This is a genomic window from Streptomyces sp. NPDC020422, assembly GCF_044386705.1.
Taxonomy (GTDB): Bacteria; Actinomycetota; Actinomycetes; order Streptomycetales; family Streptomycetaceae; genus Streptomyces.
In genome coordinates this window covers 249,507-269,329 of record NZ_JBIRVJ010000003.1, presented here as the reverse complement: position 1 = coordinate 269,329, position 19,823 = coordinate 249,507, and the positions used below count along the sequence as shown (strand labels likewise).

18 protein-coding genes are annotated in these 19,823 nt (G+C 73.4%); 10 read left to right on the top strand and 8 right to left on the bottom strand.

The window, feature by feature from the left end:
- Positions 1-4 precede the first annotated feature (4 nt).
- Genes ACH414_RS08720 through ACH414_RS08705 form a run of 4 tightly spaced genes read right to left on the bottom strand, consistent with a single transcriptional unit; the run spans position 5 to position 4,539 of the window.
- Positions 5-676, bottom strand: a complete 672-nt coding sequence (locus ACH414_RS08720) for an ATP/GTP-binding protein (RefSeq protein WP_382537681.1) — start codon at positions 674-676, stop codon at positions 5-7.
- Positions 657-1,079 (bottom strand): DUF742 domain-containing protein, encoded by a 423-nt coding sequence (locus tag ACH414_RS08715; protein ID WP_382537678.1) that lies wholly within the window; start codon positions 1,077-1,079, stop codon positions 657-659. The genes ACH414_RS08720 and ACH414_RS08715 overlap by 20 nt, the downstream gene beginning before the upstream one ends.
- On the bottom strand, positions 1,076-1,558 hold the full coding sequence (locus ACH414_RS08710) for a roadblock/LC7 domain-containing protein (protein WP_382537675.1): 483 nt from the start codon (positions 1,556-1,558) through the stop codon (positions 1,076-1,078). The genes ACH414_RS08715 and ACH414_RS08710 overlap by 4 nt, the downstream gene beginning before the upstream one ends.
- The gene (locus ACH414_RS08705) at positions 1,555-4,539 is read right to left on the bottom strand and encodes a nitrate- and nitrite sensing domain-containing protein (RefSeq protein ID WP_398941277.1); all 2,985 of its coding nucleotides are present in this window, start codon (positions 4,537-4,539) and stop codon (positions 1,555-1,557) included. Before ACH414_RS08705 ends, ACH414_RS08710 begins: the two co-directional genes overlap by 4 nt.
- A gap of 383 nt (positions 4,540-4,922) precedes the next feature.
- On the opposite strand from ACH414_RS08705, the gene ACH414_RS08700 reads away from it, so the two are divergent.
- On the top strand, positions 4,923-5,705 hold the full coding sequence (locus tag ACH414_RS08700) for a hypothetical protein (RefSeq protein WP_398941276.1): 783 nt from the start codon (positions 4,923-4,925) through the stop codon (positions 5,703-5,705).
- 378 nt (positions 5,706-6,083) lie between these two features.
- On the opposite strand, the gene ACH414_RS08695 is transcribed toward ACH414_RS08700, so the two are convergent.
- Positions 6,084-6,566 (bottom strand): MarR family winged helix-turn-helix transcriptional regulator, encoded by a 483-nt coding sequence (locus ACH414_RS08695; protein WP_382537666.1) that lies wholly within the window; start codon positions 6,564-6,566, stop codon positions 6,084-6,086.
- Positions 6,567-6,791: 225 nt separating this feature from the next.
- Here ACH414_RS08695 and ACH414_RS08690 point away from each other — a divergent pair, with 225 nt between their 5' ends.
- Both ACH414_RS08690 and ACH414_RS08685 read left to right on the top strand, forming a co-directional pair.
- Positions 6,792-7,631: a lysozyme gene (locus tag ACH414_RS08690; protein WP_391769489.1), complete on the top strand. Its 840-nt coding sequence runs from the start codon at positions 6,792-6,794 to the stop codon at positions 7,629-7,631.
- A gap of 212 nt (positions 7,632-7,843) precedes the next feature.
- On the top strand, positions 7,844-8,734 hold the full coding sequence (locus tag ACH414_RS08685) for a lytic polysaccharide monooxygenase (RefSeq protein ID WP_386565864.1): 891 nt from the start codon (positions 7,844-7,846) through the stop codon (positions 8,732-8,734).
- Here ACH414_RS08685 and ACH414_RS08680 read toward each other — a convergent pair.
- Entirely contained in the window at positions 8,731-9,312 is a 582-nt protein-coding gene (locus ACH414_RS08680) for a DUF4240 domain-containing protein (RefSeq protein ID WP_398941274.1), read from the bottom strand. The genes ACH414_RS08685 and ACH414_RS08680 overlap by 4 nt on opposite strands.
- 92 nt (positions 9,313-9,404) lie before the next feature.
- Positions 9,405-11,816 (bottom strand): endopeptidase La, encoded by a 2,412-nt coding sequence (lon, locus tag ACH414_RS08675; RefSeq protein WP_386565867.1) that lies wholly within the window; start codon positions 11,814-11,816, stop codon positions 9,405-9,407.
- 130 nt (positions 11,817-11,946) lie between these two features.
- Between lon and ACH414_RS08670 the strand changes: the two genes are divergently transcribed.
- The gene (locus tag ACH414_RS08670) at positions 11,947-12,582 is read left to right on the top strand and encodes a GNAT family N-acetyltransferase (RefSeq protein ID WP_382537654.1); all 636 of its coding nucleotides are present in this window, start codon (positions 11,947-11,949) and stop codon (positions 12,580-12,582) included.
- Between the two features lie 45 nt (positions 12,583-12,627).
- Positions 12,628-13,143 (top strand): hypothetical protein, encoded by a 516-nt coding sequence (locus ACH414_RS08665; RefSeq protein WP_386565871.1) that lies wholly within the window; start codon positions 12,628-12,630, stop codon positions 13,141-13,143.
- 6 nt (positions 13,144-13,149) lie between these two features.
- Here the strand turns inward: ACH414_RS08665 and ACH414_RS08660 are convergent, their stop codons facing one another.
- Positions 13,150-13,782, bottom strand: a complete 633-nt coding sequence (locus tag ACH414_RS08660) for a TetR/AcrR family transcriptional regulator (protein ID WP_382537649.1) — start codon at positions 13,780-13,782, stop codon at positions 13,150-13,152.
- A 135-nt stretch (positions 13,783-13,917) separates the two neighbouring features.
- Here ACH414_RS08660 and ACH414_RS08655 point away from each other — a divergent pair, with 135 nt between their 5' ends.
- The 5 genes from ACH414_RS08655 to ACH414_RS08635 all read left to right on the top strand — a co-directional run bounded on the left by ACH414_RS08655 (position 13,918) and on the right by ACH414_RS08635 (position 19,574).
- On the top strand, positions 13,918-15,663 hold the full coding sequence (locus ACH414_RS08655) for a glycoside hydrolase family 3 protein (protein ID WP_398941273.1): 1,746 nt from the start codon (positions 13,918-13,920) through the stop codon (positions 15,661-15,663).
- 148 nt (positions 15,664-15,811) lie between these two features.
- A complete protein-coding gene (gene surE / locus ACH414_RS08650; RefSeq protein WP_398941271.1) occupies positions 15,812-16,879 on the top strand; it encodes a 5'/3'-nucleotidase SurE in 1,068 nt (355 codons plus the stop codon).
- A gap of 119 nt (positions 16,880-16,998) precedes the next feature.
- A complete protein-coding gene (locus ACH414_RS08645; RefSeq protein ID WP_382537644.1) occupies positions 16,999-17,673 on the top strand; it encodes a spermidine synthase in 675 nt (224 codons plus the stop codon).
- Positions 17,674-17,733: 60 nt separating this feature from the next.
- Positions 17,734-18,471 (top strand): response regulator transcription factor, encoded by a 738-nt coding sequence (locus tag ACH414_RS08640; protein ID WP_382537641.1) that lies wholly within the window; start codon positions 17,734-17,736, stop codon positions 18,469-18,471.
- Positions 18,468-19,574: an ATP-binding protein gene (locus ACH414_RS08635; RefSeq protein ID WP_382537638.1), complete on the top strand. Its 1,107-nt coding sequence runs from the start codon at positions 18,468-18,470 to the stop codon at positions 19,572-19,574. The genes ACH414_RS08640 and ACH414_RS08635 overlap by 4 nt, the downstream gene beginning before the upstream one ends.
- Positions 19,575-19,823 lie beyond the last annotated feature (249 nt).

Genomic DNA, 19,823 nt, shown 5'->3' with positions numbered 1-19,823 from the left:
GGGGCTATTCGGGGGCGGCTTCGAGCGCGTGGGCGACCATCGCGAGCAGGGTCTCGACCACGCTGTACCGCTTGCGCGCGTCCATGATCACCACGGGGACGTGCGCCGGGACGGTCAGCGCCTCCCGGACGTCCTCGGTCTCGAAGACCTCGGTGCCCTCGAAGTGGTTGACGGCCACGATGTACGGCAGGCCGCAGCTCTCGAAGTAGTCGAGCGCCGGGAAGCAGTCGGTCAGCCGCCGCGTGTCGGCCAGGACGATCGCACCGATCGCGCCGCGCACCAGGTCGTCCCACATGAACCAGAAGCGCTGCTGTCCCGGCGTACCGAAGACGTACAGCACCAGGTCGTCGTCGAGGGTTATCCGCCCGAAGTCCATCGCCACGGTGGTCGTGAGCTTGTCGGGGGTGGCGGTGAGGTCGTCGGTGTCCTCGCTCGCCCGGGTCATCAGCGCCTCGGTCTGCAGCGGAGTGATCTCGGAGACCGCGCGGACGAAGGTGGTCTTGCCGACGCCGAAGCCGCCCGCGACGACGACCTTGGTCGCGATCGGGGCGCGGGTGTGGTCCAGCTGCCAGTCCTGGGCGCCCTCTTCGGGTTCCGGTTCGGGCGCGGAGTGGGCGGTGGGCTGGACGGGGACGCCGGCGACGGTGGTCGGCGATTCAGAGACGGCGGAGTCCACTCAGCACCCTTTCGAGGAGCGCGCGGTCGGGCCGGTCGGTGCCGTGCCCGGTCCCGTACACACGGATCTTTCCCTGGTCGGCCAGGTCGCTGAGCAGCACCCGGACGACTCCCAACGGCATCTTCAGGAGGGCCGAGATCTCCGCCACCGTACGCATCCGGCGGCAGATCTCGACGATGGCCCGCATCTCGGGCATGAGGCCGCGCGCCGCGCGCCCTCCGCCGGTGAGGACCTTCCGCTCGGGCGCGGCCTCCAGAGCGGCCACGAACGTCTCCACGAGGAGGACGTGGCCGAAGCGGGTGCGGCCGCCGGTGAGCGAGTACGGGCGCACGCGGGCGGGGCGGCGCCCCGCGCCGCGTATCGGAAGCCGGTGCGGGTGGGGGGCCGAGGACGCCGCGGTCACTGGGAGGTCTCCATCGACTTGGCCAGCTCGCTGCGGAGTTCGGGGGTCAGGACGTGTCCGGCACGGCCCACGAAGAGCGCCATGTGGTACGCGATGACGCTCATGTCGCAGTCGGGCGTGGCGTGCACGCCGAGCAGCGAGCCGTCGCTGATCGACATGACGAAGACGCTGCCCTCCTCCATCGCCACCATGGTCTGCTTGACCCCGCCGCCGTCCATCAGGCGTGCGGCGCCCACGGTGAGGCTGCCGATGCCGGAGACGATGGTGGCCAGGTCCGCGGTGGAGCCCCGGGGCCCCTCGGGGCGCTCCGCCTCGGCCGCCGCCCCCTGGACCTCGGGGTCCGACGAGAGCAGGAGCAGCCCGTCGGAGGAGACGACGGCGACGGAGCGGACCCCCGGCACCTCCTCGACGAGGTTCCCCAACAGCCATTGCAGATTGCGGGCCTCGCTGCTCAGCCCGAATGTTCCGGTCGCAGTCAACTGCGTGCCTCCTCGACTGTGTCCCCCGTGTTCTCCTCGGTACGTGCGGTCTGAGCGGCCTCGATCTCGGCGGCCACATCGCGGCGGCCGTGCTCGGCGCCCCGCTGGAAGCCGCCGAGCCGGCGGCGCAGGGCCTCCGCGTCGATGCCGCGGGTGCGTATCGGCGCGGTGGCGGGACCGGCCGGTCGCACTATCCGCGGCGTCCGCTTGGGCAGCCCCTTGTCGGTGACCCGCTCCCAGCGTCCGGGCCGCGGCCCGGACTCGTCCACCGGCCCGTCCGCCACGGCCGCCGCCCGCTCGTGCGTGTCGGGCTCGGGCGGCGGGTCGGGGAGCCGCACCTGGAGCGTGGTCTCGGAGACGGACTCGCCGGAGACGGACTCGCCGGAGACGGGCTCGCCGGGGACGGGGGCGAGCTCGGGCTCCGGGGTGTGCGCGGGCGCGGATTCGGGCGTGGGCTGGGGCTCGTACGCGGCCTCGGGCTCGTACGCGGGCGCCGGCTCCTGCGCGACGGCGGGCGCGGGCTCGGGCTCGTACGCGGCATCGGGCGCGGGCTCGGGCTCGTACGCGGCCTCGGGAGCGGGCGCTGCGGCCGCCTCGAAGCCGGGCGCCGCGGCCGGCGCCTCCGGCTCCGGCGTCGGCTCCGGCTCGGACGCCGCCTGCGCATCCGCCTCCGCATCCGCATCCGCCTCCGCCGCCGCGATGGCGCGTTCCGCGGCCTCCACCAGGGGGTCGCGGTGACGGGAGGGGAGCGTGTTGGAGTTGGCCTCGGCGACCGAGCCGGGGAGCGTGAGCACGGGGGCGTCGCCCGCGACCGGCACGGCCGGCGGGACGGCGGCCGGCGGGGCGGTGGGGAGCAGCGGCAGCGGCAGGACCACGACGGCCGTGACGCCGCCCGGCTTCTGCTCGCGCAGCTCGACCCGTACGCCGTGGCGCGCGGCGAGCAGCGCGGCGACCCGGATGCCGAGCCCCTCGCCCTCGGTGGCGGCGACGGCGGGATCGGCGAGGCGCGCGTTGAGCTCGGCGAGCCGGTCGGGCGTGATGCCGATGCCGCCGTCCTGGACCGAGAGCATGACCTCGCCGGACTCGAGGAGCCAACCGGAGAGCTGCACCTGGGAGTCGGGCGGCGAGAAGGAGGTGGCGTTCTCCAGGAGTTCGGCGACCAGGTGGCTCAGGTCGTCCGCGGCGAAGCCGGCGATCTGGGCGTGCGGCGGCAGCGACTGGATGCTGACCCGCTCGTAGCGCTCGATCTCGCTGACGGCGGCGCGCAGCACGTCGACGAGCGGGACCGGTCCCGGGTGCCCGTGGACGTGCTCGTGGCCGGCGAGGACGAGGAGGTTCTCGCTGTGCCGGCGCATGACGGTCGCCATGTGGTCGAGCTTGAACAGGGTGGCGAGCCGGTCCGGGTCCTGCTCGCGCTCCTCCATCTTCTCGATGACGCCGAGCTGGCGGTCGACGAGCCCGAGGCTGCGCAGCGAGAGGTTGACGAAGGTGTGCTGGACGGTGCTCCTGAGCCGTTCGAGCTCGGCGGTGAGCCGGGCGCTCTGGCCCTGGAGCTCGGCGCGCTGGGCGGCGAGCTCGGCGGCGATGGCCTCCCGGGCGCCGGCCAGGTCGGCGCGCTCCCCGTCGAGCTGCTCGGCCCGGGCCGCGAGGGCGGCCAGCTTGCCCTGGAGGGTGTTGAGGGAGCGTACGACCTGGGCGAACTCGTCGTTGCGCCCGGTGAAGCGGATCGGCTCCTCGGCCGCCGGCTCCTGGGCGGTGGCGAGCCGGGCCGCGCCGATGCGCAGGACGGCGAGCGGCCGGGTGAGGGTGCGGGCCACGTAGGTGGAGATGCCGACGGCGACGAGGAGACAGCCGCCGAGGAAGGCGATGCGCACTTCGAGCGCGGTGACGTCGTCGTCGCGGAGCGCGGTGAAGCGCTCGGCGCGCTCGGTGGCGAGGGCGGACTCGACGCCGCGCATCTGCTCGATGCGGGCGGAGAGCGCGGCGTCCAGCTTGGCCGGGTCGGTGTTGAGCTCGGACTCGGAGAGCTCGGGCCGGTCGGTGAGCCGGGCCAGATAGCGCTCGGCGTTCTTGACGTCGGGGCCGGTGACGGTGGCGGCGAGGGAGTCGCGCGCGGCGGTGGTGGCGGCCTGGTCGAAGTCGGCGAGGGCGGCGAGTTCGCGGACCCGGGCCTGCTGGGCGGCCGAGGTGAGGACGGCCCTGGCGCGGTCGGCCTCCGCCACGCCCTCGGCCTCGTCGGCGACGTAGGTGCCGGTGGCGGGGTCGTAGTGGGTGGTGCCGGTGGGCTCGGGCCGGGGCACGGCGAGCGCGGCGAGCAGCAGGCCGCGTTCGGCGGAGGCCTGTTCGGTGGCGCGGCCGAGGGCGCCGGGGGCCCGGACGGCCTCGGCGGCGCGCGCGGGAGTGCCCTCGGCGAGGCGGTCGGCGAGGGCCTGGAGCTTGCCGATGACCTCGGTGTAGGCGCGGTGCGCGTCGAGGGCGGAGCCCTTGCCGGTGAGGGCGGTGCGCCGGATCGAGGGCAGCGCGGCGAGCTCGCGGCGCAGGTCCTCGGGGGCGGCGGCGCTGATCTCGTCGATCTGGCGGTCGACCCGGGCGGAGCGGGCGCTGGTGATCTGGCGCTTGTCCTCGGCCGAGCCGCTCTGCTCGTCGCGTCCGGCCGCGATGTAGGCGACGACCTCGTCGCGCTCGTCGGAGAGGGAGTGGGCGAGGGTGACGGCCTGGCGGTCGAGTTCGGCGAGGGCGACCAGGTTGACGGAGTCGTCGAGGTCGCCGGAGGCGGCGAGGACCGCGGGGGCGCCGGCGGCGAGGACGGTGACGCCGACGAGGGCGACGCCGGCGACGAGGCGGCCGCGGACCCGCTTGGGGCGGCCGGCGGGGGCCTGGGGGGTGCTGTCGGAGCCGTGCGCGGGCAGGCCGGGGTGCTGCGGGTCACCGGGGGTCTGGCTCCGCGCGCCGTTGTTGCTCCGAGGCCGCTTCTTCTGCACCGGTGCTCGCATTCTTGATCGTCCGCCCATGAAGCAGAGGTGACGACCGGTCACATGTAAGAGCCCCCACCCCTGGTGTGTTCTTCCGACCATTTCAGCGGTTCTGGTCAGGGGACTCGCATCGGCCGCTCCGCCACCCGAACGAGTGAACAACACTCCGTAGTTGGCAAACAACTCTCCCCGGTGGGCGGCGGGGCGTCGCGCTTACCGCCGGTTGGATCTTCCGCGCGGGCTTTGGCAGGATGCGCGCCCGCAGCTTCCCGGAGCTTGCGGTTCCGGACTTCCGGACCCGTACCGACCTTTGGTACAGGCCAGATTCGGGCGTCTGGAGGCGCTGTGAAGGAGTGATGCAGGCCGGGCCCGCGCGGGGCAGACTGAGGATCATGCGCACCGAAGCGGTCACCCTGCCCGGCAGCCCCGAACGGCCCAATGAGGACTGGGTAGCGGCAGTCCTGCCCGGGTCAGGGGCGGGCGGCACGGTCGTGGTCCTGGACGGGGTGACGCCTCCGGCGGGCGACGACGGTTGTGTGCACACGGTCCCCTGGTTCACCGCGCGACTCGGTGGCGCTTTGACGGAACTGTCCGCTTCGCGAAGCGATCTGACGCTGGCCGAGATTCTGGCCCTGGCAATCCGGCGCACCGCGGACGCCCACCGGGACACCTGTGACCTTTCTCACGTGCGCACCCCGCAGGCGACGGTGGCCATGGCGCGCTGGGACGCGACGGTGGTGGAGCACCTCGTCCTGTCCGACGCGGCGTTGCTCCTCCGGGCCGCGGACGGTTCGGTACGGGCGGTGCTCGACGACCGGCTCGACCGGGTGCCGGCGGAGGTCCGGCGCTCCGTGGCGGCGACGGACCGGCTGCGCAACCAGGAGGGCGGCTTCTTCACGGCGGCGGCCGACCCGGCGGTGGCCGGGCGGGCGGTGACCGGCACGACGCCCCGCGCGCGGGTCCGGGCGCTGGCCGCGCTCACGGACGGGGCGACCCGCTGGGTGGAGCTCTTCGGGGCGGGCGACTGGGCGGAGTGCTTCGAGGTGCTCGCGGCGGAGGGGCCGGGCGCCCTGATCCAGCGGGTGCGGGCCCTGGAGACCGCGGCGGCGGGGGCCGGCGGACTGCGCCGCGGGAAGCCCCACGACGACGCGACGGCCGTCTACGCGGAGCTCTAGGCCGCGCCCGGAGCGGCCTCGGGAGCGCCCCGCCGCTCGTGCGTCGGGCCCGGCCCGACCGGCAAGACGCCGGGGCTGACCCCCCGCGCCTGCCGGGCCGCCGGCCCGCCGAGCGGACGCCACCACCCCCGTCCACGCCCCGCGGTGCCACCCCTCCCAGCAGCCGCCCATGAGGCTCCACCCCGTACACAGCCCGGGCGCCGGCCCCGAGGCTCCGCCCCGTGCACCCCCGGGGTGTCGGCCCGAGGCTCCACCCCGTGCACCCGCGGGGCGCCGCCCCGCCGAGCGGACGCCCCGAAGGGCCTGTACATGTACCCCCGGGGGCGCCGCCCCGCCGAGCAGACGCCCCAGGACTGGCGCACAGGCGCCCCCGGAGCGTCAGCCCTCCGAGCGGACGTTGAAGTGGTGCAGCAGGCGGGCCAGTTCGGCGACCTCGGAGCGGTCCCAGTCGGCCAGCTTGCGGACGTAGCGCTCGCGCCGGGCGTCGCGGACGTGCCGGAAGCGGCCCTGGCCCTCCTCTGTCAGGCGGACCAGCGAGGCGCGGCCGTCGGCCGGGTCGGGGTCGCGGGCGACCAGGCCCAGCTGTTCGAGGGCGCGCAGCTGGCGGCTCATCGTGGCCTTGCCGACGCCGAAGTAGCCGGCGAGGTCGGTGGCGCGCTGCGGTCCGGCGTCGTCGAGCCGGACGAACAGGCCGTAGGCGGCGGGCTCCAGTTCGGGGTGCACCTCGCGGGCCATTTCGCCGGACTGGGCCCGGGCGCGACGCAGAAAGACCGCCAGCTCCCGCTCCAGGGCCAGGAATTCCTGGTCCACACCACTCCCGCCCTTGGGTCCGGATCCACTCCCCGTACCGCTTCCGTGCACGTCAGCACCCCTCACGCGCTTTCCGCTCGCTGAAAGTTTCTTCCGGCCGTGGCCATCGCCGCAGCTCCTCCAGTATTTCGCAGGCGTAGACCAACGGCAGCACCCAGTCCCCCTTCCGCAGCGCGGGTCTACGTGCGTAGCGTCTCTCCCAAGCGTCTTCGCTGACATGTCCATTCCAGGACTCGTCGACATCGCTCCCCCCACCGAGCCTTTCGGAGGCACGCAATGCGTGTGCACAGACCCGGGACGTCCCTCGCCGGCGCCGCCCTCGCGGCCCTGGCCCTCCTCCTCCCCCTCACCCTCTCCGGCACCGCCAACGCCGCCCAGGACCCGGGCGCCCGGCAGGTGCCCGCCCGCGGTTCCGCCTACATGGGCATGGGCGTGGTCGCCCACGACGGCCAGGGCGCCAAGCCCTCCGGCGGGCTCACCATCCAGGCCGCCCAGACCGAGGGCGTGGACGTGTCCAGCCACAACGGCAACGTGGCCTGGTCGACCCTGTGGAACAGCGGGGTGAAGTGGGCCTACGTCAAGGCCACGGAAGGCACGTACTACAAGAACACCTACTTCACGCAGCAGTACAACGGCTCGTACAACGTGGGCATGATCCGCGGCACGTACCACTTCGCGACGCCCGACACCACGACGGGCGCGGCGCAGGCCGACTACTTCGTGAACAACGGCGGCGGCTGGTCCGGCGACGGCAGGACGCTGCCGGGCGCGCTGGACATCGAGTGGAACCCGTACGGCGCGACCTGCTACGGGAAGACGCAGTCCGGGATGGTGGCCTGGATCAGGGACTTCCTCGACCGGTACAAGTACCGCACCGGCCGGGACGCGGTGATCTACACGGCGACGAGCTGGTGGACCCAGTGCACCGGCAACTACGGCGGCTTCGCCACGACCAACCCGCTGTGGATCGCGCGCTACGCCTCCGAGGTCGGCACGCTGCCGGCCGGCTGGGGCTACTACACGATGTGGCAGTACACCTCGTCCGGCCCGACGGTCGGCGACCACAACCACTTCAACGGCGACTACTCGCGGGTGCAGGCGCTCGCGAACGGCTGACGCCGAGGAGGCGGCGGGCCTCCCCCGGTGTGCGGCGGCGCACCGGGGGAGGCCCGCCGCTTTGCGCTGCCTTGGCTTTCTCGGACGCACCCCTTGCCCATTGGTATGGACCAATGCGACCCTCGGGTCGGCGTCGCGCGATCCGCAACTCGCGTGCGCCGCAAGCCCGTTGCTCGTCCCGTACTCCCCCACGCACGAGAGAGAGCTCCCCCATGCCCCGCATCACGACCTCCCGCTCCCGTCGCGCCGCCGCCGCGACCGCCCTCACCGCCGCCGCGCTCGTTCCCCTCACCCCCACCGCGGCGAGCGCCCACGGCGCCGTGTTCAATCCGGTCAGCAGGGTCGCCGCCTGTTACGCGGAGGGTCCCGAGACCCCCAAGTCGCAGGTCTGCAAGGACCTCGTCGCCGACTCCGGCACCCAGCCGCTCTACGACTGGAACGAGGTCAACATCGCCAACGCCGACGGGCACCACCAGGCGCTGATCCCGGACGGCAAGCTCTGCTCGGCCAACCGCGAGAAGTACCGTGCCCTCGACTGGGCCCGCACCGACTGGCCGGCCACCGCCGTCGCTCCCGGCGCCTTCGGCTTCCGCATCCGGGCCACCGCGGCGCACTCCGGCACGATGACGATGTACATCACCAAGCAGGGCTTCGACCCGACCCGGCCCCTGAAGTGGTCCGACCTCGACACCACCCCCGTCGCGGTCTACAACACCACCCGCACGGCCACCGACGGCTACTACGCCTTCAACGGCACCCTCCCCACGCGCTCCGGCCGCCACATCGTCTACATGGTGTGGCAGCGCAACGACAGCCCCGAGGCCTTCTACAGCTGCTCGGACGTCACCTTCGGCACCGCCGGCGCCACCGCCCTCAAGGCCGAGGCCCCCACCGAGGCCGAGCTCGCCGCGGGCGCGCGGCTCTCCACCGTGAGCCACGCGGGCCACGGCGGCGACGAGCAGCCCCCCGCCCTCTCCGCCGACACCGCCGACGCGCCCGCCTCCCCCCTCCCGCTCGCCCTCGCGGGCGCCGGCGCGATCGCCGCCTTCGGCGCGGGCAGCGTCCTGCTGGCCCGGCGCCGCGGCGAGTCCGGCGAGGCCTAGGCCGGATCGGCCCCGGCCGGGAAGAGGGCGGCGAGCCGGGGCGTCCCGGCGTCCTCCAGCGGCTCTCCGCGCGGCGGCGCCTCCGGGTCGGGGGCGTCGCCGCCCTGGGCCGCGTCGAGCGCGTCGTAGAAGGCCTCCCCCTCGTCCGCCACCCCCGTCAGCTCCTCGTAGGCGTCCGCCGCCACGTAGTCCAGCTCCTCCCACTCGGGCCACTCCTCCGCCTCGCACCAGGAGCCGGCGCTCCGCCCCGCGAGCCACAGCACCTCGGGCACCCCCGCCAGGCTGTCGGGGGACAGCAGCGCCTCTTCGAACACCTCGCGCCCGAGACCCACCAGCCACAGCCGGAAGCAGTGGAATGCGTCGTCGGAGCACGAGCCGCCCAGGATCCGCCCGGCCGCAGACCACAAGTCGGCCCGGTAGGCCCGGTGATGGACCTCCTCCAGCCGTGTCTGGAAGGCCACGCAGCCGTCCGCCTCCCCCCGCACCAGCTCCCCCCGCAGCCACGCGAGCCGCTCCTCCCGCGAACCCGGCCGGGTCCGCAGCTCCCCCATCAGCGCCCAGAAGGCCTTCTCGTCCATGTCCCGCAGCATGGCAGCCGGCACTGACAACGGCGGTGGGGCGCCCTCCCGAAAGGAAGGGCGCCTTACCGCCGTTGCGTGCCGGACGGCCGTCAGGCCGCCGCGCTCACCGCGACCTCCGCCGGGGTGAGGGCGATCTCCAGGACCTGCCGGACGTCCGTCACCGGGTGGACCTCCAGCTTCTCCAGGATCTCGGCCGGGACGTCGTCCAGGTCGGCCTCGTTCCGCTTGGGGATCACGACCGTCGTGATGCCCGCCCGGTGCGCGGCCAGCAGCTTCTGCTTCAGGCCGCCGATCGGGAGCACCCGGCCGGTCAGGGAGACCTCACCCGTCATCGCGACGTCCGTGCGGACCAGGCGGCCCGAGAGCAGCGAGGCGAGGGCGGTGGTCATCGTGATGCCCGCGCTCGGCCCGTCCTTCGGGACAGCGCCCGCCGGGAAGTGGATGTGCACGCCGCGGTCCTTGAGACCGGTGACGGGCAGCTCCAGTTCGGCGCCGTGCGAGCGGAGGAAGGAGAGCGCGATCTGCGCGGACTCCTTCATCACGTCGCCCAGCTGGCCGGTGAGCGTGAGCCCCGCCGCGCCCGTCTCCGGGTCGGCGAGCGAGGCCTCGACGAAGAGGACGTCGCCGCCCGCCCCGGTCACGGCCAGGCCGGTGGCGACACCGGGCACGGACGTGCGGCGCTCGGCGGGGTCCTGCGCCGACTCCGGCACGTGGTGCGGGCGTCCGATGAGGCCGCGCAGCTCGTCCGGGCCGATCGTGAACGGCAGTTCCCGGTCGCCCAGTTCGTGCTGGGCCGCCACCTTGCGCAGCAGCCGCGCGAGGGAGCGCTCCAGGGTGCGGACGCCCGCCTCGCGGGTGTACTCGCCGGCGAGCCTGCGCAGCGCCGCCTCTTCCAGGACGACCTCGCCCGGCTCGAGGCCGGCCTTCTCCAGCTGCCGGGGCAGCAGGTGGTCGCGGGCGATGACGACCTTCTCGTCCTCGGTGTAGCCGTCGAGCCTGACGAGCTCCATGCGGTCGAGCAGGGCCTCGGGGATGGCTTCGAGGACGTTGGCGGTGGCGAGGAAGACCACGTCGCTCAGGTCGAGTTCGACCTCCAGGTAGTGGTCGCGGAAGGTGTGGTTCTGCGCGGGGTCGAGGACCTCGAGGAGGGCCGCCGCGGGGTCGCCGCGGTAGTCGGAGCCGACCTTGTCGATCTCGTCGAGCAGGACCACCGGGTTCATGGACCCGGCCTCCTTGATGGCGCGGACGATCCGGCCGGGCAGGGCGCCCACGTAGGTGCGCCGGTGGCCGCGGATCTCGGCCTCGTCGCGGACGCCGCCGAGCGCGACGCGCACGAACGTGCGCCCCATCGCGTGCGCGACGGACTCGCCCAGCGAGGTCTTGCCGACGCCGGGCGGGCCGACGAGGGCGAGGACGGCGCCGCCGCGCCGGCCGCCGACGACCCCGAGGCCGCGCTCGGCGCGCCGCTTGCGCACCGCCAGGTACTCGGTGATCCGCTCCTTCACGTCCTCCAGGCCCGCGTGCTCGGCGTCCAGGACCGCCTTGGCGCCCTGGATGTCGTACGCGTCCTCGGTGCGCTCGTTCCAGGGCAGTTCGAGGACGGTGTCGAGCCAGGTGCGGATCCAGGAGCCCTCGGGCGACTGGTCGCTCGACCGCTCCAGCTTCTCGACCTCCTTGAGGGCGGCCTCGCGCACCTTCTCCGGGAGGTCGGCGGCCTCCACCCGGGCCCGGTAGTCGTCGGACTCGTCGCCCTCGCTCTCGCCGTTGAGCTCGCGCAGCTCCTTGCGGACGGCTTCGAGCTGACGGCGCAGCAGGAACTCGCGCTGCTGCTTGTCGACGCCCTCCTGGACGTCCTTGGCGATGGTCTCGGCGACGTCCTGCTCGGCCAGGTGGTCGCGCAGCTGCGCGGTGGCGAGCCTGAGGCGGGCGACCGGGTCGGCGGTCTCCAGGAGTTCGACCTTCTGCTCGACGGTGAGGAAGGGCGAGTAGCCGGAGTTGTCGGCGAGGGCGCCGACGCCGTCGATCTGCTGGACGCGGTCGACGACCTGCCAGGCGCCGCGCTTCTTGAGCCAGGTGGTGGCCAGGGCCTTGTACTCCTTGACCAGTTCGGTCACGGAGCCGGGCAGCGGGTCGGGCAGGGTCTCCTCGACGACGGTGCCCTCGACCCACAGGGCCCCGCCGGGTCCGGTCGTGCCGGCGCCGATCCTGACGCGGCCGCGACCGCGGATGAGCGCGCCGGGGTCGCCGTCGGACAGCCGGCCGACCTGCTCGACGGTGCCGAGCACACCGGTCCCGGCGTAGGTGCCGTCCACCCGGGGCACGAGCAGCACCCTGGGCTTGCCCGTACCACCGCGGGCGGCGGCCTGGGCGGCCTCGACGGCGGCCCGGACGTCGTTGTCGGACAGGTCGAGCGGCACCACCATTCCAGGCAGCACGACCTCGTCGTCGAGCGGCAGCACAGGCAGAGTGAGCGGCGCGGACGCCATGGACTCAGAAGCCATGATCTCCCCTTCGGCAGTCAAGTTGAGCTGTATGGACTCAATGCACGTGAGCCCACGAATGTTCCCCTCCCCTTGTTCGCTCTCAGCGATCACTCCCACCCGCCCCGTGAACAGGCGATGTAATGCCCCTATGGATATTGCAGCCATTACATCGTCCTGGGTCGCCGGCTGGACGGTCTCCCGGGGCACCCCGCCCGCCGTCGTCGAGCCCTGGGGTTACCGGATCGAGGTGGGGCAGCCCACGCACCCCTTCCGCCATGTGCTGCCGCACCCGGACGCGGCCTCCGTGGGCCGGCTGTGCGCGGGGATCACCGAGCCGTACGCCTGGCTCAAGGTGATGGCGGCGCCCGAGGAGGCCGCCTCCTGGATCACCGAGGGGTGGACCATCCCGGACGACCCCGGGTTCATGATGACCAAGGAGCTGGACCCCGCGGCCCGGCCGGCGCCGCCGGAGGGGTACGCGCGGACGACGGAGACGCGCGAGGGGGTGATCCGGGTCCGGATCCTCGCCGCGGACGGCACCCTCGCCGCCCGCGGTCAGATCGCGCCGACCGGGGCGACGGCGGTCGCCGACCAGATCGAGACGGACCCCGCCCACCGCCGCCGGGGCCTCGGGGCCAACGTCATGCGCACCCTGGAGGCCGCCGCCGCCCAGGCGGGCGCGCGGACCGGCGTCCTCGCGGCGACCGCGGACGGGATGGCGCTGTACGACTCGCTCGACTGGTACTACCGCGGCCCCCTGACGGGGATCGTGCGCACCGCTTGAGCGGTTCCGGCTGCACGGAGGAGGCCGAGCGGGCATGCTCGGTCCATGGAGAGCGGAAAGCGGTACGGCGTGAGGTACGGGGCCGCCGCGGTGCTGGCCGCGGTGGTCGCCGTGACGGGCTGCAACCAGGCCCCCGCCACCCCGTCCGGCCCGACGGCGACGGCCCCGCCCGCCCCCACGACGACGGCGCCACCGACGGGCAGCGCCGAACCCGCCCCCCAGGAGGTCCTGGTCGAGGTGGTGGTCAACGGCGGCCTCGCGGGCGTCGACAACAAGCTGGTCGTGCAGTACGACGGCGCTTACACCACCCGCTCCGGCACCAAGCCGCCCAGGAGCGGGCGGATGACCCGCGCGGAGGTCGCCGAGCTGCGCGCCGCCCTGGAGGACCCGGCCTACGCGAAGGTCCCCGACCGGCCGACCGGAGCACCGATCGCCGACGGGTTCCAGTACTACGTCACGTACGCCCACCACCTGGTCGTCGCCGGTGACGGCGAGCGCCCGCCGGCCCTCGACCGGGTCTTCAAGGCCCTCCCCGGCGGCGGCCCGCCGACCGCGCCCTGACCCGCGTCAGGCCCGGATCTCCTCGTACTGCCGCCGCAGGAACTCCCGCACCCGCCCCGGCATGTCCATCGCCCCGGGGTCGAGGGCCCACTGGATCTGGAGCCCGTCCATGACGGCGAGCTGCTCCTGGCCGACCGCGCGGCAGTCGATCCCGGCCCGCAGCTCACCGCTCTCGACGCACGCCTCCAGGAGCTCGACGGTGTGCCGGAGCACGCGCGCGTAACGCTCCCGGAAGTACGCGTGGGCGGGATGCCCGACGTTGCCGGACTCGCCGACCAGGACGTTGAACATGCGCACGATCCCGGGCCGCCTGGTGTTGTCCTCGACCAGGCCCACGAGCGTGTCCACGTACGCGGCGTAGGACTCCGGCTCCTCGCTGAAGAGCCGCTCCACGTCGTGCTCCTCGCTCTGCGCCAGCACGGAGAGCAGCAGGTCCTCCTTGCTGCGGAAGTGGTGCAGGAGCCCGCCCTGGGTGATGCCGCAGTCGTGGGCGATCCGCGCGAGCGAGGAGGCGTGGAAGCCCCAGCGCCCGAAGTGCTCCACGGCGGTGTCCAGGATCTTGCGACGGCGTGCGTCGCCGACCGCGTAGCTGCCCCGGCCTGCGCTTTTGCGAGCGGCCCGCCCCTCGTTCTCCGGCATGGACCCACCCTAGCCGTGCCCCCGGAGGAGCCCGTTTCCGCGTGATCCAGGTCACATCACACAAACCTAGTGGGTACTCGGTTTTCGCGCTTAGCCTGTGCGGGCCGCCCGTCGGAAGTAAGCAGGTACGCGGACATGCACCCCTATCAGGACCCCAGCCGCCCGGTCGCCGAGCGCGTCGAGGACCTCCTCTCCCGCATGACCCTGGCGGAGAAGGCCGGACAGCTCTTCCACTCGATGCTGGTGATGAACCCGGACGGCACCCCCGTGACCGACCCCGGCCACGAGATGCAGGACCTCACCACCCCGGAGCTCGTCGAGGGCCGCGGGCTGACCCACTTCAACCTGCTCGGCACCTACGGCGCCCGCGAGATGGCCCGGTGGCACAACGCGCTCCAGGAGATGGCCGCCGCCACCCGGCTCGGCATCCCGGTCTCGCTCTCCACCGACCCCCGGCACGCCTTCACCGACAACATCGGCGCCTCCTTCAACTCCGGCGCCTTCTCCGCCTGGCCCGAGGCGCTCGGCCTCGCCGCGGTCCGCGACCCGGAGCTGGTCTTCCGCTTCGCCGACACGGTGCGCCGCGAGTACCTCTCGGTCGGCTTCCGCACCGCCCTGCACCCGCAGATCGACCTCGCCACCGAGCCCCGCTGGTCCCGCCAGTCCGGCACCTTCGGCTCCGACGCGAAGCTGACGTCCGAGCTGGTCAGGGCCTACGTCCTCGGTCTGCAGGGCGAGCGGCTCGGCCCGGACTCCGTCGCCGCGATGGTCAAGCACTTCCCGGGCGGGGGCCCGCAGAAGGACGGCGAGGACCCGCACTTCCCGCACGGCAAGGAGCAGATCTACCCCGGCGGCATGCGCGAGCTGCACCTGGAGCCGTTCAAGGCCGCCATCGCGGCCGGCTGCGCGCAGATGATGCCGTACTACGGGCAGCCCGTCGGGACCGACTGGGAGGAGGTCGGCTTCGGTTTCAACCGCGGCGTCGTCCACACCCTCCTGCGCGAGGAGCTCGGCTTCACCGGAATCGTCTGCACCGACTGGGGACGGCTCAACGACGCCGAGATCTTCGGCGAGGTCCACGAGGCGCGGGCCTGGGGCGTGGAGCACCTGGGCGTGGCCGAGCGCGCCGCGAAGGCGCTCGACGCGGGCGCCGACCAGTTCGGCGGCGAGCAGTGCCCGGAGGTGATCGTCGCCCTGGTGGAGTCCGGCCGGGTCCCCGAGGCGCGGATCGACGCCTCCGTACGCCGTCTGCTCCGCGAGAAGTTCGTCCTCGGCCTCTTCGACGAGCGCCGCTACGTGGACCCCGACGAGGCCGAGGCGACCGTCGGCCGTGCCGACTTCACCGCCCTCGGGGCGGCCGCCCAGCGCCGCTCCCTGACGGTCCTCACCGACGGCCCCCTCCCCCTGGACGGGAAGCCCCGGCTGTACGTGGAGAACGTCGACCCGGCCGTCGCGGCGGCCTACGGCGAGCTCGCCGAGACGCCCGACGGCGCCGACCTGGCCGTCCTGCGCCTGCGCACGCCGTACGAGGAGCGGGCCAACAGGTTCGAGTCGTACTTCCACTCCGGTTCGCTGGCCTTCCCCGAGCCGGAGCTGACCCGGATCCTCGCGCTCCTGAAAGCCACCCCGACCGTGGTCTGCGTCCACCTGGAGCGGCCGGCCGTCCTCCCCGAGATCGCCGAGCACGCGGCGGCCCTGATCGCCGACTACGGGGCGAGCGACGAGGCCCTGCTCGACGTGGTCTTCGGCCGGGCGAAGCCGGAGGGGCGCCTGCCCTTCGAGCTGCCGCGCTCCATGGCGGCGGTGGCGGCCTCCCGGCCGGACGTCCCGAACGACACGGTGGACCCGGTCTTCCCGTACGGCCACGGCCTGACGCTGTAGCGCCGACGGGCGGGGCCGGGCCCCCGTACCCCCAGACCGCGGGTCGTCCCTGACGACGGCCCGCTCACGATCCGGGGCCCTCCCGTGGGGGGCAGGGCCCCGGATCCCCTCCACCCGGTCAGCTGTCATGCACATGAAGGAATGGCCCATGCGCAAGCACCTCGCCCTCGTCACCGCGGCAGCCGCGCTGGTCGCCGCCGGCGCCACCGCCTACGCCGCGACCCCCGGCCCCGCGGGCGCCGCCGACAAGCCCCTCGCCGGTCTGCGGATCCTGATCTCCAACGACGACTCGATGCAGGCCGCCAAGACGAGCAACTCCGACGGCCTCGGCCTGTACGAGCTGCGCCGCGCGATGTGCGCCGCCGGGGCCGACGTCGTCGTGATGGCCCCCTGGCAGGTCCAGTCGGGCAAGGGCACCGCCGTCACCAACGGGGGCGTGGTCACCGCCCAGCGGCGCACCGACCTGCCCGCCGGCTACGAGGGCGACTGCTCCGGCGCCCCCGCCCAGGGCGCCGTCTTCGGCGTCTGCCTCTCCGCGGGCCCCTGCGGCAAGGACACCCCGAGCGCCACCCCCGCCGACACGGTCAAGCTCGCCCTGCGCGGCGGCCTGAGAGCGAAGGCCGGCTGGAAGGAAGCCCCGGACCTCGTCCTCACCGGCATCAACTCCGGCCCGAACGTCTCCGCGAGCGTCAACGACTCCGGCACGGTCGGCGCCGCCGTCGCCGCGATCGACCAGGGCGTTCCGGCCATCGCCTTCTCCTCCTCCGGCGACGACAGCGCCGTGTACTTCCCGCGCGGGAACTACCGCGCGGGCGCCGAGTTCGGCGCCCGACTGGTGGCCGGCCTCAGGGCCCGCTCCCTGCTCACCCCGGACTTCGCCCTCAAGGTCGACTACCCGGACGTCAGCGCCGGACAGCGGGCCGAGTCCCCGGTGTGGACGCGCGTCGGCGACGCCGCCGTGGTCTACCACGCCTTCGAGCAGCGCGGCACGGGCGACCAGTTCGACATCGCGCTCGGCCTGTGCGGCCAGGAGGACAGCGACCCGGACGAGTGCACGGAGGGCCGCGCCGACGCGGACTCGACCTGGCTGCTCGACAAGGGCCATGTCACGGTCGCCCCGATCACCTGGGACCGCACCTACGGCACCCCCGTGGACGCCCGCCGGACGCTGAACCGGGTCGAGCAGTACGTGCGGCACGAGGTCCCGCGGCCGTAGCGACGCCCCCGTCCGCGGGCGCATTCCCGCCACCGAGCGCACAACGCGTTTGTCCCGGCCGTCCGTCCTTCGCGAGGATGGCCGGGCAACCCGTATGCATCGAGCCACGGAGCGTGACCATGAACACCCCCGTCACCCTCGACCGCCGCGAGGGACCGTACGGAGAAGTCGTCCTGCGACGACGCGCGGAGCACTACGAGATCATCGCCAACGGCACCTTCCTGATGGACACCTCCGACGGACGCTCGGAGCGCCTCCTGATCGACGCGGCGATGGCGGCGCTGCCCGAGCCGGTCCGCGCCTCGGGCCCCGCGGTGCTGATCGGCGGCCTGGGCGTCGGCTTCTCGCTGGCCCACGCGGCCGAGGACCCGCGCTGGGGACGGATCGCCGTGGCGGAGCGCGAGGAGGCGGTGATCGACTGGCACCGGTCCGGACCGCTCGCCGCCATCTCGGGCCGGGCCCTCGGCGACGAACGCACCGTGATCCTGCACACGGACCTCGTGGACTACCTCCGCACCACCCCCGACACCTACGACGCCCTCTGCCTGGACATCGACAACGGGCCCGACTGGACCGTCACCGAGGACAACGAATCCCTTTACTCCGCACGGGGATTGGCGGACTGCGCGGCCCGGCTGAACCCGGGCGGAATCCTCGCCGTGTGGTCGGCCCGGCCCTCCGCCGATTTCGAAGAGTCGTTGCGGAATGCCGGATTCAGCGGGGTACGGACCGAAGAGATCCCCGTTGCCCGGGGCGTCCCCGACGTCGTCCACCTCGGCATCAGGCCTGCGTAGCCGTGACACCGCCGGTACCTCTAGGCTGCTGCACCGACATCGGCGACGCGAGGCGGGGCAATGGAGCAGACACACACCACTCACCACGGTGCGGCGACCACTCCGGGGGCCCAGCGGCGCGTCCTTGTCGTCGAGGACGACACCACGATCGTGGAGGCGATCTCCGCGAGACTGCGCGCCGAGGGCTTCCTCGTGCAGACCGCGACCGACGGCCCCGCGGCCGTCGACGCCGCCGAGGCCTGGCAGCCGGACCTGATGGTCCTCGACGTGATGCTGCCCGGATTCGACGGCCTGGAGGTCTGCCGCCGGGTCCAGGCCCAGCGCCCCGTCCCGGTCCTCATGCTCACCGCGCGTGACGACGAGACGGACATGCTGGTCGGCCTCGGCGTCGGCGCCGACGACTACATGACGAAGCCGTTCTCGATGCGCGAGCTGGCCGCCCGGGTGCACGTCCTGCTGCGCCGGGTCGAGCGGGCCGCGCTCGCGGCCGTCACCCCGCGCAGCGGCATCCTGCGCCTGGGCGAGCTGGAGATCGACCACGCGCAGCGCCGGGTCCGGGTCAGGGCCGAGGACGTGCACCTGACGCCCACCGAGTTCGACCTGCTGGTCTGCCTGGCGAACACCCCGCGCGCGGTGCTCTCCCGGGAGCAGCTGCTCGCGGAGGTGTGGGACTGGGCGGACGCCTCCGGCACCCGGACCGTGGACAGCCACATCAAGGCGCTGCGCCGGAAGATCGGCGCCGAGCGCATCCGTACCGTCCACGGCGTCGGCTACGCGCTGGAGACCCCGGCGCCGTGAGCCGGCCGCGGCGGGACGCCGGGCCCCGCCCCTCGCGGGAGCGGCGCCGGATAGTGATCTCGATCAAGACCAAGCTGGGCGCGCTGGTGGTCGGGGCGGTCCTGCTGACCTCCTGCCTGGCGCTCGTGGCGATCCGCACCTCGACCGAGTTCCGCTACATCACGATCTTCGCGATGATCGCGACGCTGCTGATCACCCAGTTCGTGGCGCAGTCGCTGACGGCGCCGCTGGACGAGATGAACACGGTGGCCGGCTCGATCTCGCGCGGCGACTTCAGCCGCCGGGTGCGCGGCGCGGACCGCCGCGACGAGCTGGGCGACCTCGCGCTGACGATCAACCGCATGGCGGACGACCTGGAGGCGGTGGAGCGGCACCGCAAGGAGCTGGTCGCCAACGTCTCGCACGAGCTGCGCACCCCCATCGCGGCGCTCCGCGCGGTCCTGGAGAACGTCGTGGACGGGGTGTCCGAGGCCGACCCGGAGACGATGCGGACGGCCCTGAAGCAGACCGAGCGGCTGGGCCGGCTGGTGGAGACGCTGCTCGACCTGTCACGGCTCGACAACGGTGTCGTCACGCTCAGGACGCGCCGCTTCGAGGTCTGGCCGTATCTCTCGGGGGTGCTCCGGGAGGCGAACCTGGCGGCCTCCCAGCGCGGTCTGACCACCAGCTCGGGGCTGCACAACCGTACGGACGTGCATCTGCACCTGGACGTGTCGCCGCCGGAGCTGACCGCGTTCGCCGACGCCGAGCGGCTGCACCAGGTGATGGCGAACCTGATCGACAACGCGGTGAAGCACTCCCCGCCGCACGGGCGTGTGACCGTACGCGCCCGGCGCGGGCCGTTCCCCGACTCCCTGGAGCTGGAGGTCGAGGACGAGGGCCCGGGCATTCCGGAGTCGGAGCGGCACAAGGTCTTCGAGCGCTTCAACCGGGGCACGGTCCCGGCCCAGCAGGGCCCGGGCAGCGACGGCGGGACGGGGCTCGGCCTCGCGATCGCGCGGTGGGCGGTGGATCTGCACGGTGGCCACATCGGTGTGGCCGAATCGTCACGTGGATGCCGCATCAGGCTCACTCTTCCGGGCAGCCTTCCCCCACGGGATTGACGTAGGGTTCGAACCGGAAGAAGACGTTCTGCGTGTACGTGTACGTGGATGCAGCCCAGGGGGGCCGCATCCGCGCTTTCCCGTACCCGCACAAGGCCGGAACCCCGATTGTTTCCCGCCATTCACGGCACCGAAACACCTCGTCAAGTGTGACTTGCGCGACGTTGGAGTGCCCGGCCTGCACCTCCCGGCCAGGGAGGCGTAGCCTTTATTTCCGCTGTCCATCACCTTGTGAAGCGGAAGAGGGCG

What these genes read in the sequence shown, in the direction of transcription:
- surE (WP_398941271.1), top strand. Translation starts at nt 15,812, where the DNA reads ATGCGCAAGCACCTCGCCCTCGTCACCGCGGCAGCCGCGCTGGTCGCC.
- ACH414_RS08690 (WP_391769489.1), top strand. Translation starts at nt 6,792, where the DNA reads ATGCGTGTGCACAGACCCGGGACGTCCCTCGCCGGCGCCGCCCTCGCG.
- ACH414_RS08640 (WP_382537641.1), top strand. Translation starts at nt 17,734, where the DNA reads ATGGAGCAGACACACACCACTCACCACGGTGCGGCGACCACTCCGGGG.
- ACH414_RS08680 (WP_398941274.1), bottom strand. Translation starts at nt 9,312, where the DNA reads ATGGACGAGAAGGCCTTCTGGGCGCTGATGGGGGAGCTGCGGACCCGG.
- ACH414_RS08660 (WP_382537649.1), bottom strand. Translation starts at nt 13,782, where the DNA reads ATGCCGGAGAACGAGGGGCGGGCCGCTCGCAAAAGCGCAGGCCGGGGC.
- ACH414_RS08645 (WP_382537644.1), top strand. Translation starts at nt 16,999, where the DNA reads ATGAACACCCCCGTCACCCTCGACCGCCGCGAGGGACCGTACGGAGAA.
- ACH414_RS08665 (WP_386565871.1), top strand. Translation starts at nt 12,628, where the DNA reads ATGGAGAGCGGAAAGCGGTACGGCGTGAGGTACGGGGCCGCCGCGGTG.
- ACH414_RS08700 (WP_398941276.1), top strand. Translation starts at nt 4,923, where the DNA reads ATGCGCACCGAAGCGGTCACCCTGCCCGGCAGCCCCGAACGGCCCAAT.
- ACH414_RS08655 (WP_398941273.1), top strand. Translation starts at nt 13,918, where the DNA reads ATGCACCCCTATCAGGACCCCAGCCGCCCGGTCGCCGAGCGCGTCGAG.
- ACH414_RS08685 (WP_386565864.1), top strand. Translation starts at nt 7,844, where the DNA reads ATGCCCCGCATCACGACCTCCCGCTCCCGTCGCGCCGCCGCCGCGACC.
- ACH414_RS08670 (WP_382537654.1), top strand. Translation starts at nt 11,947, where the DNA reads ATGGATATTGCAGCCATTACATCGTCCTGGGTCGCCGGCTGGACGGTC.
- lon (WP_386565867.1), bottom strand. Translation starts at nt 11,816, where the DNA reads ATGGCTTCTGAGTCCATGGCGTCCGCGCCGCTCACTCTGCCTGTGCTG.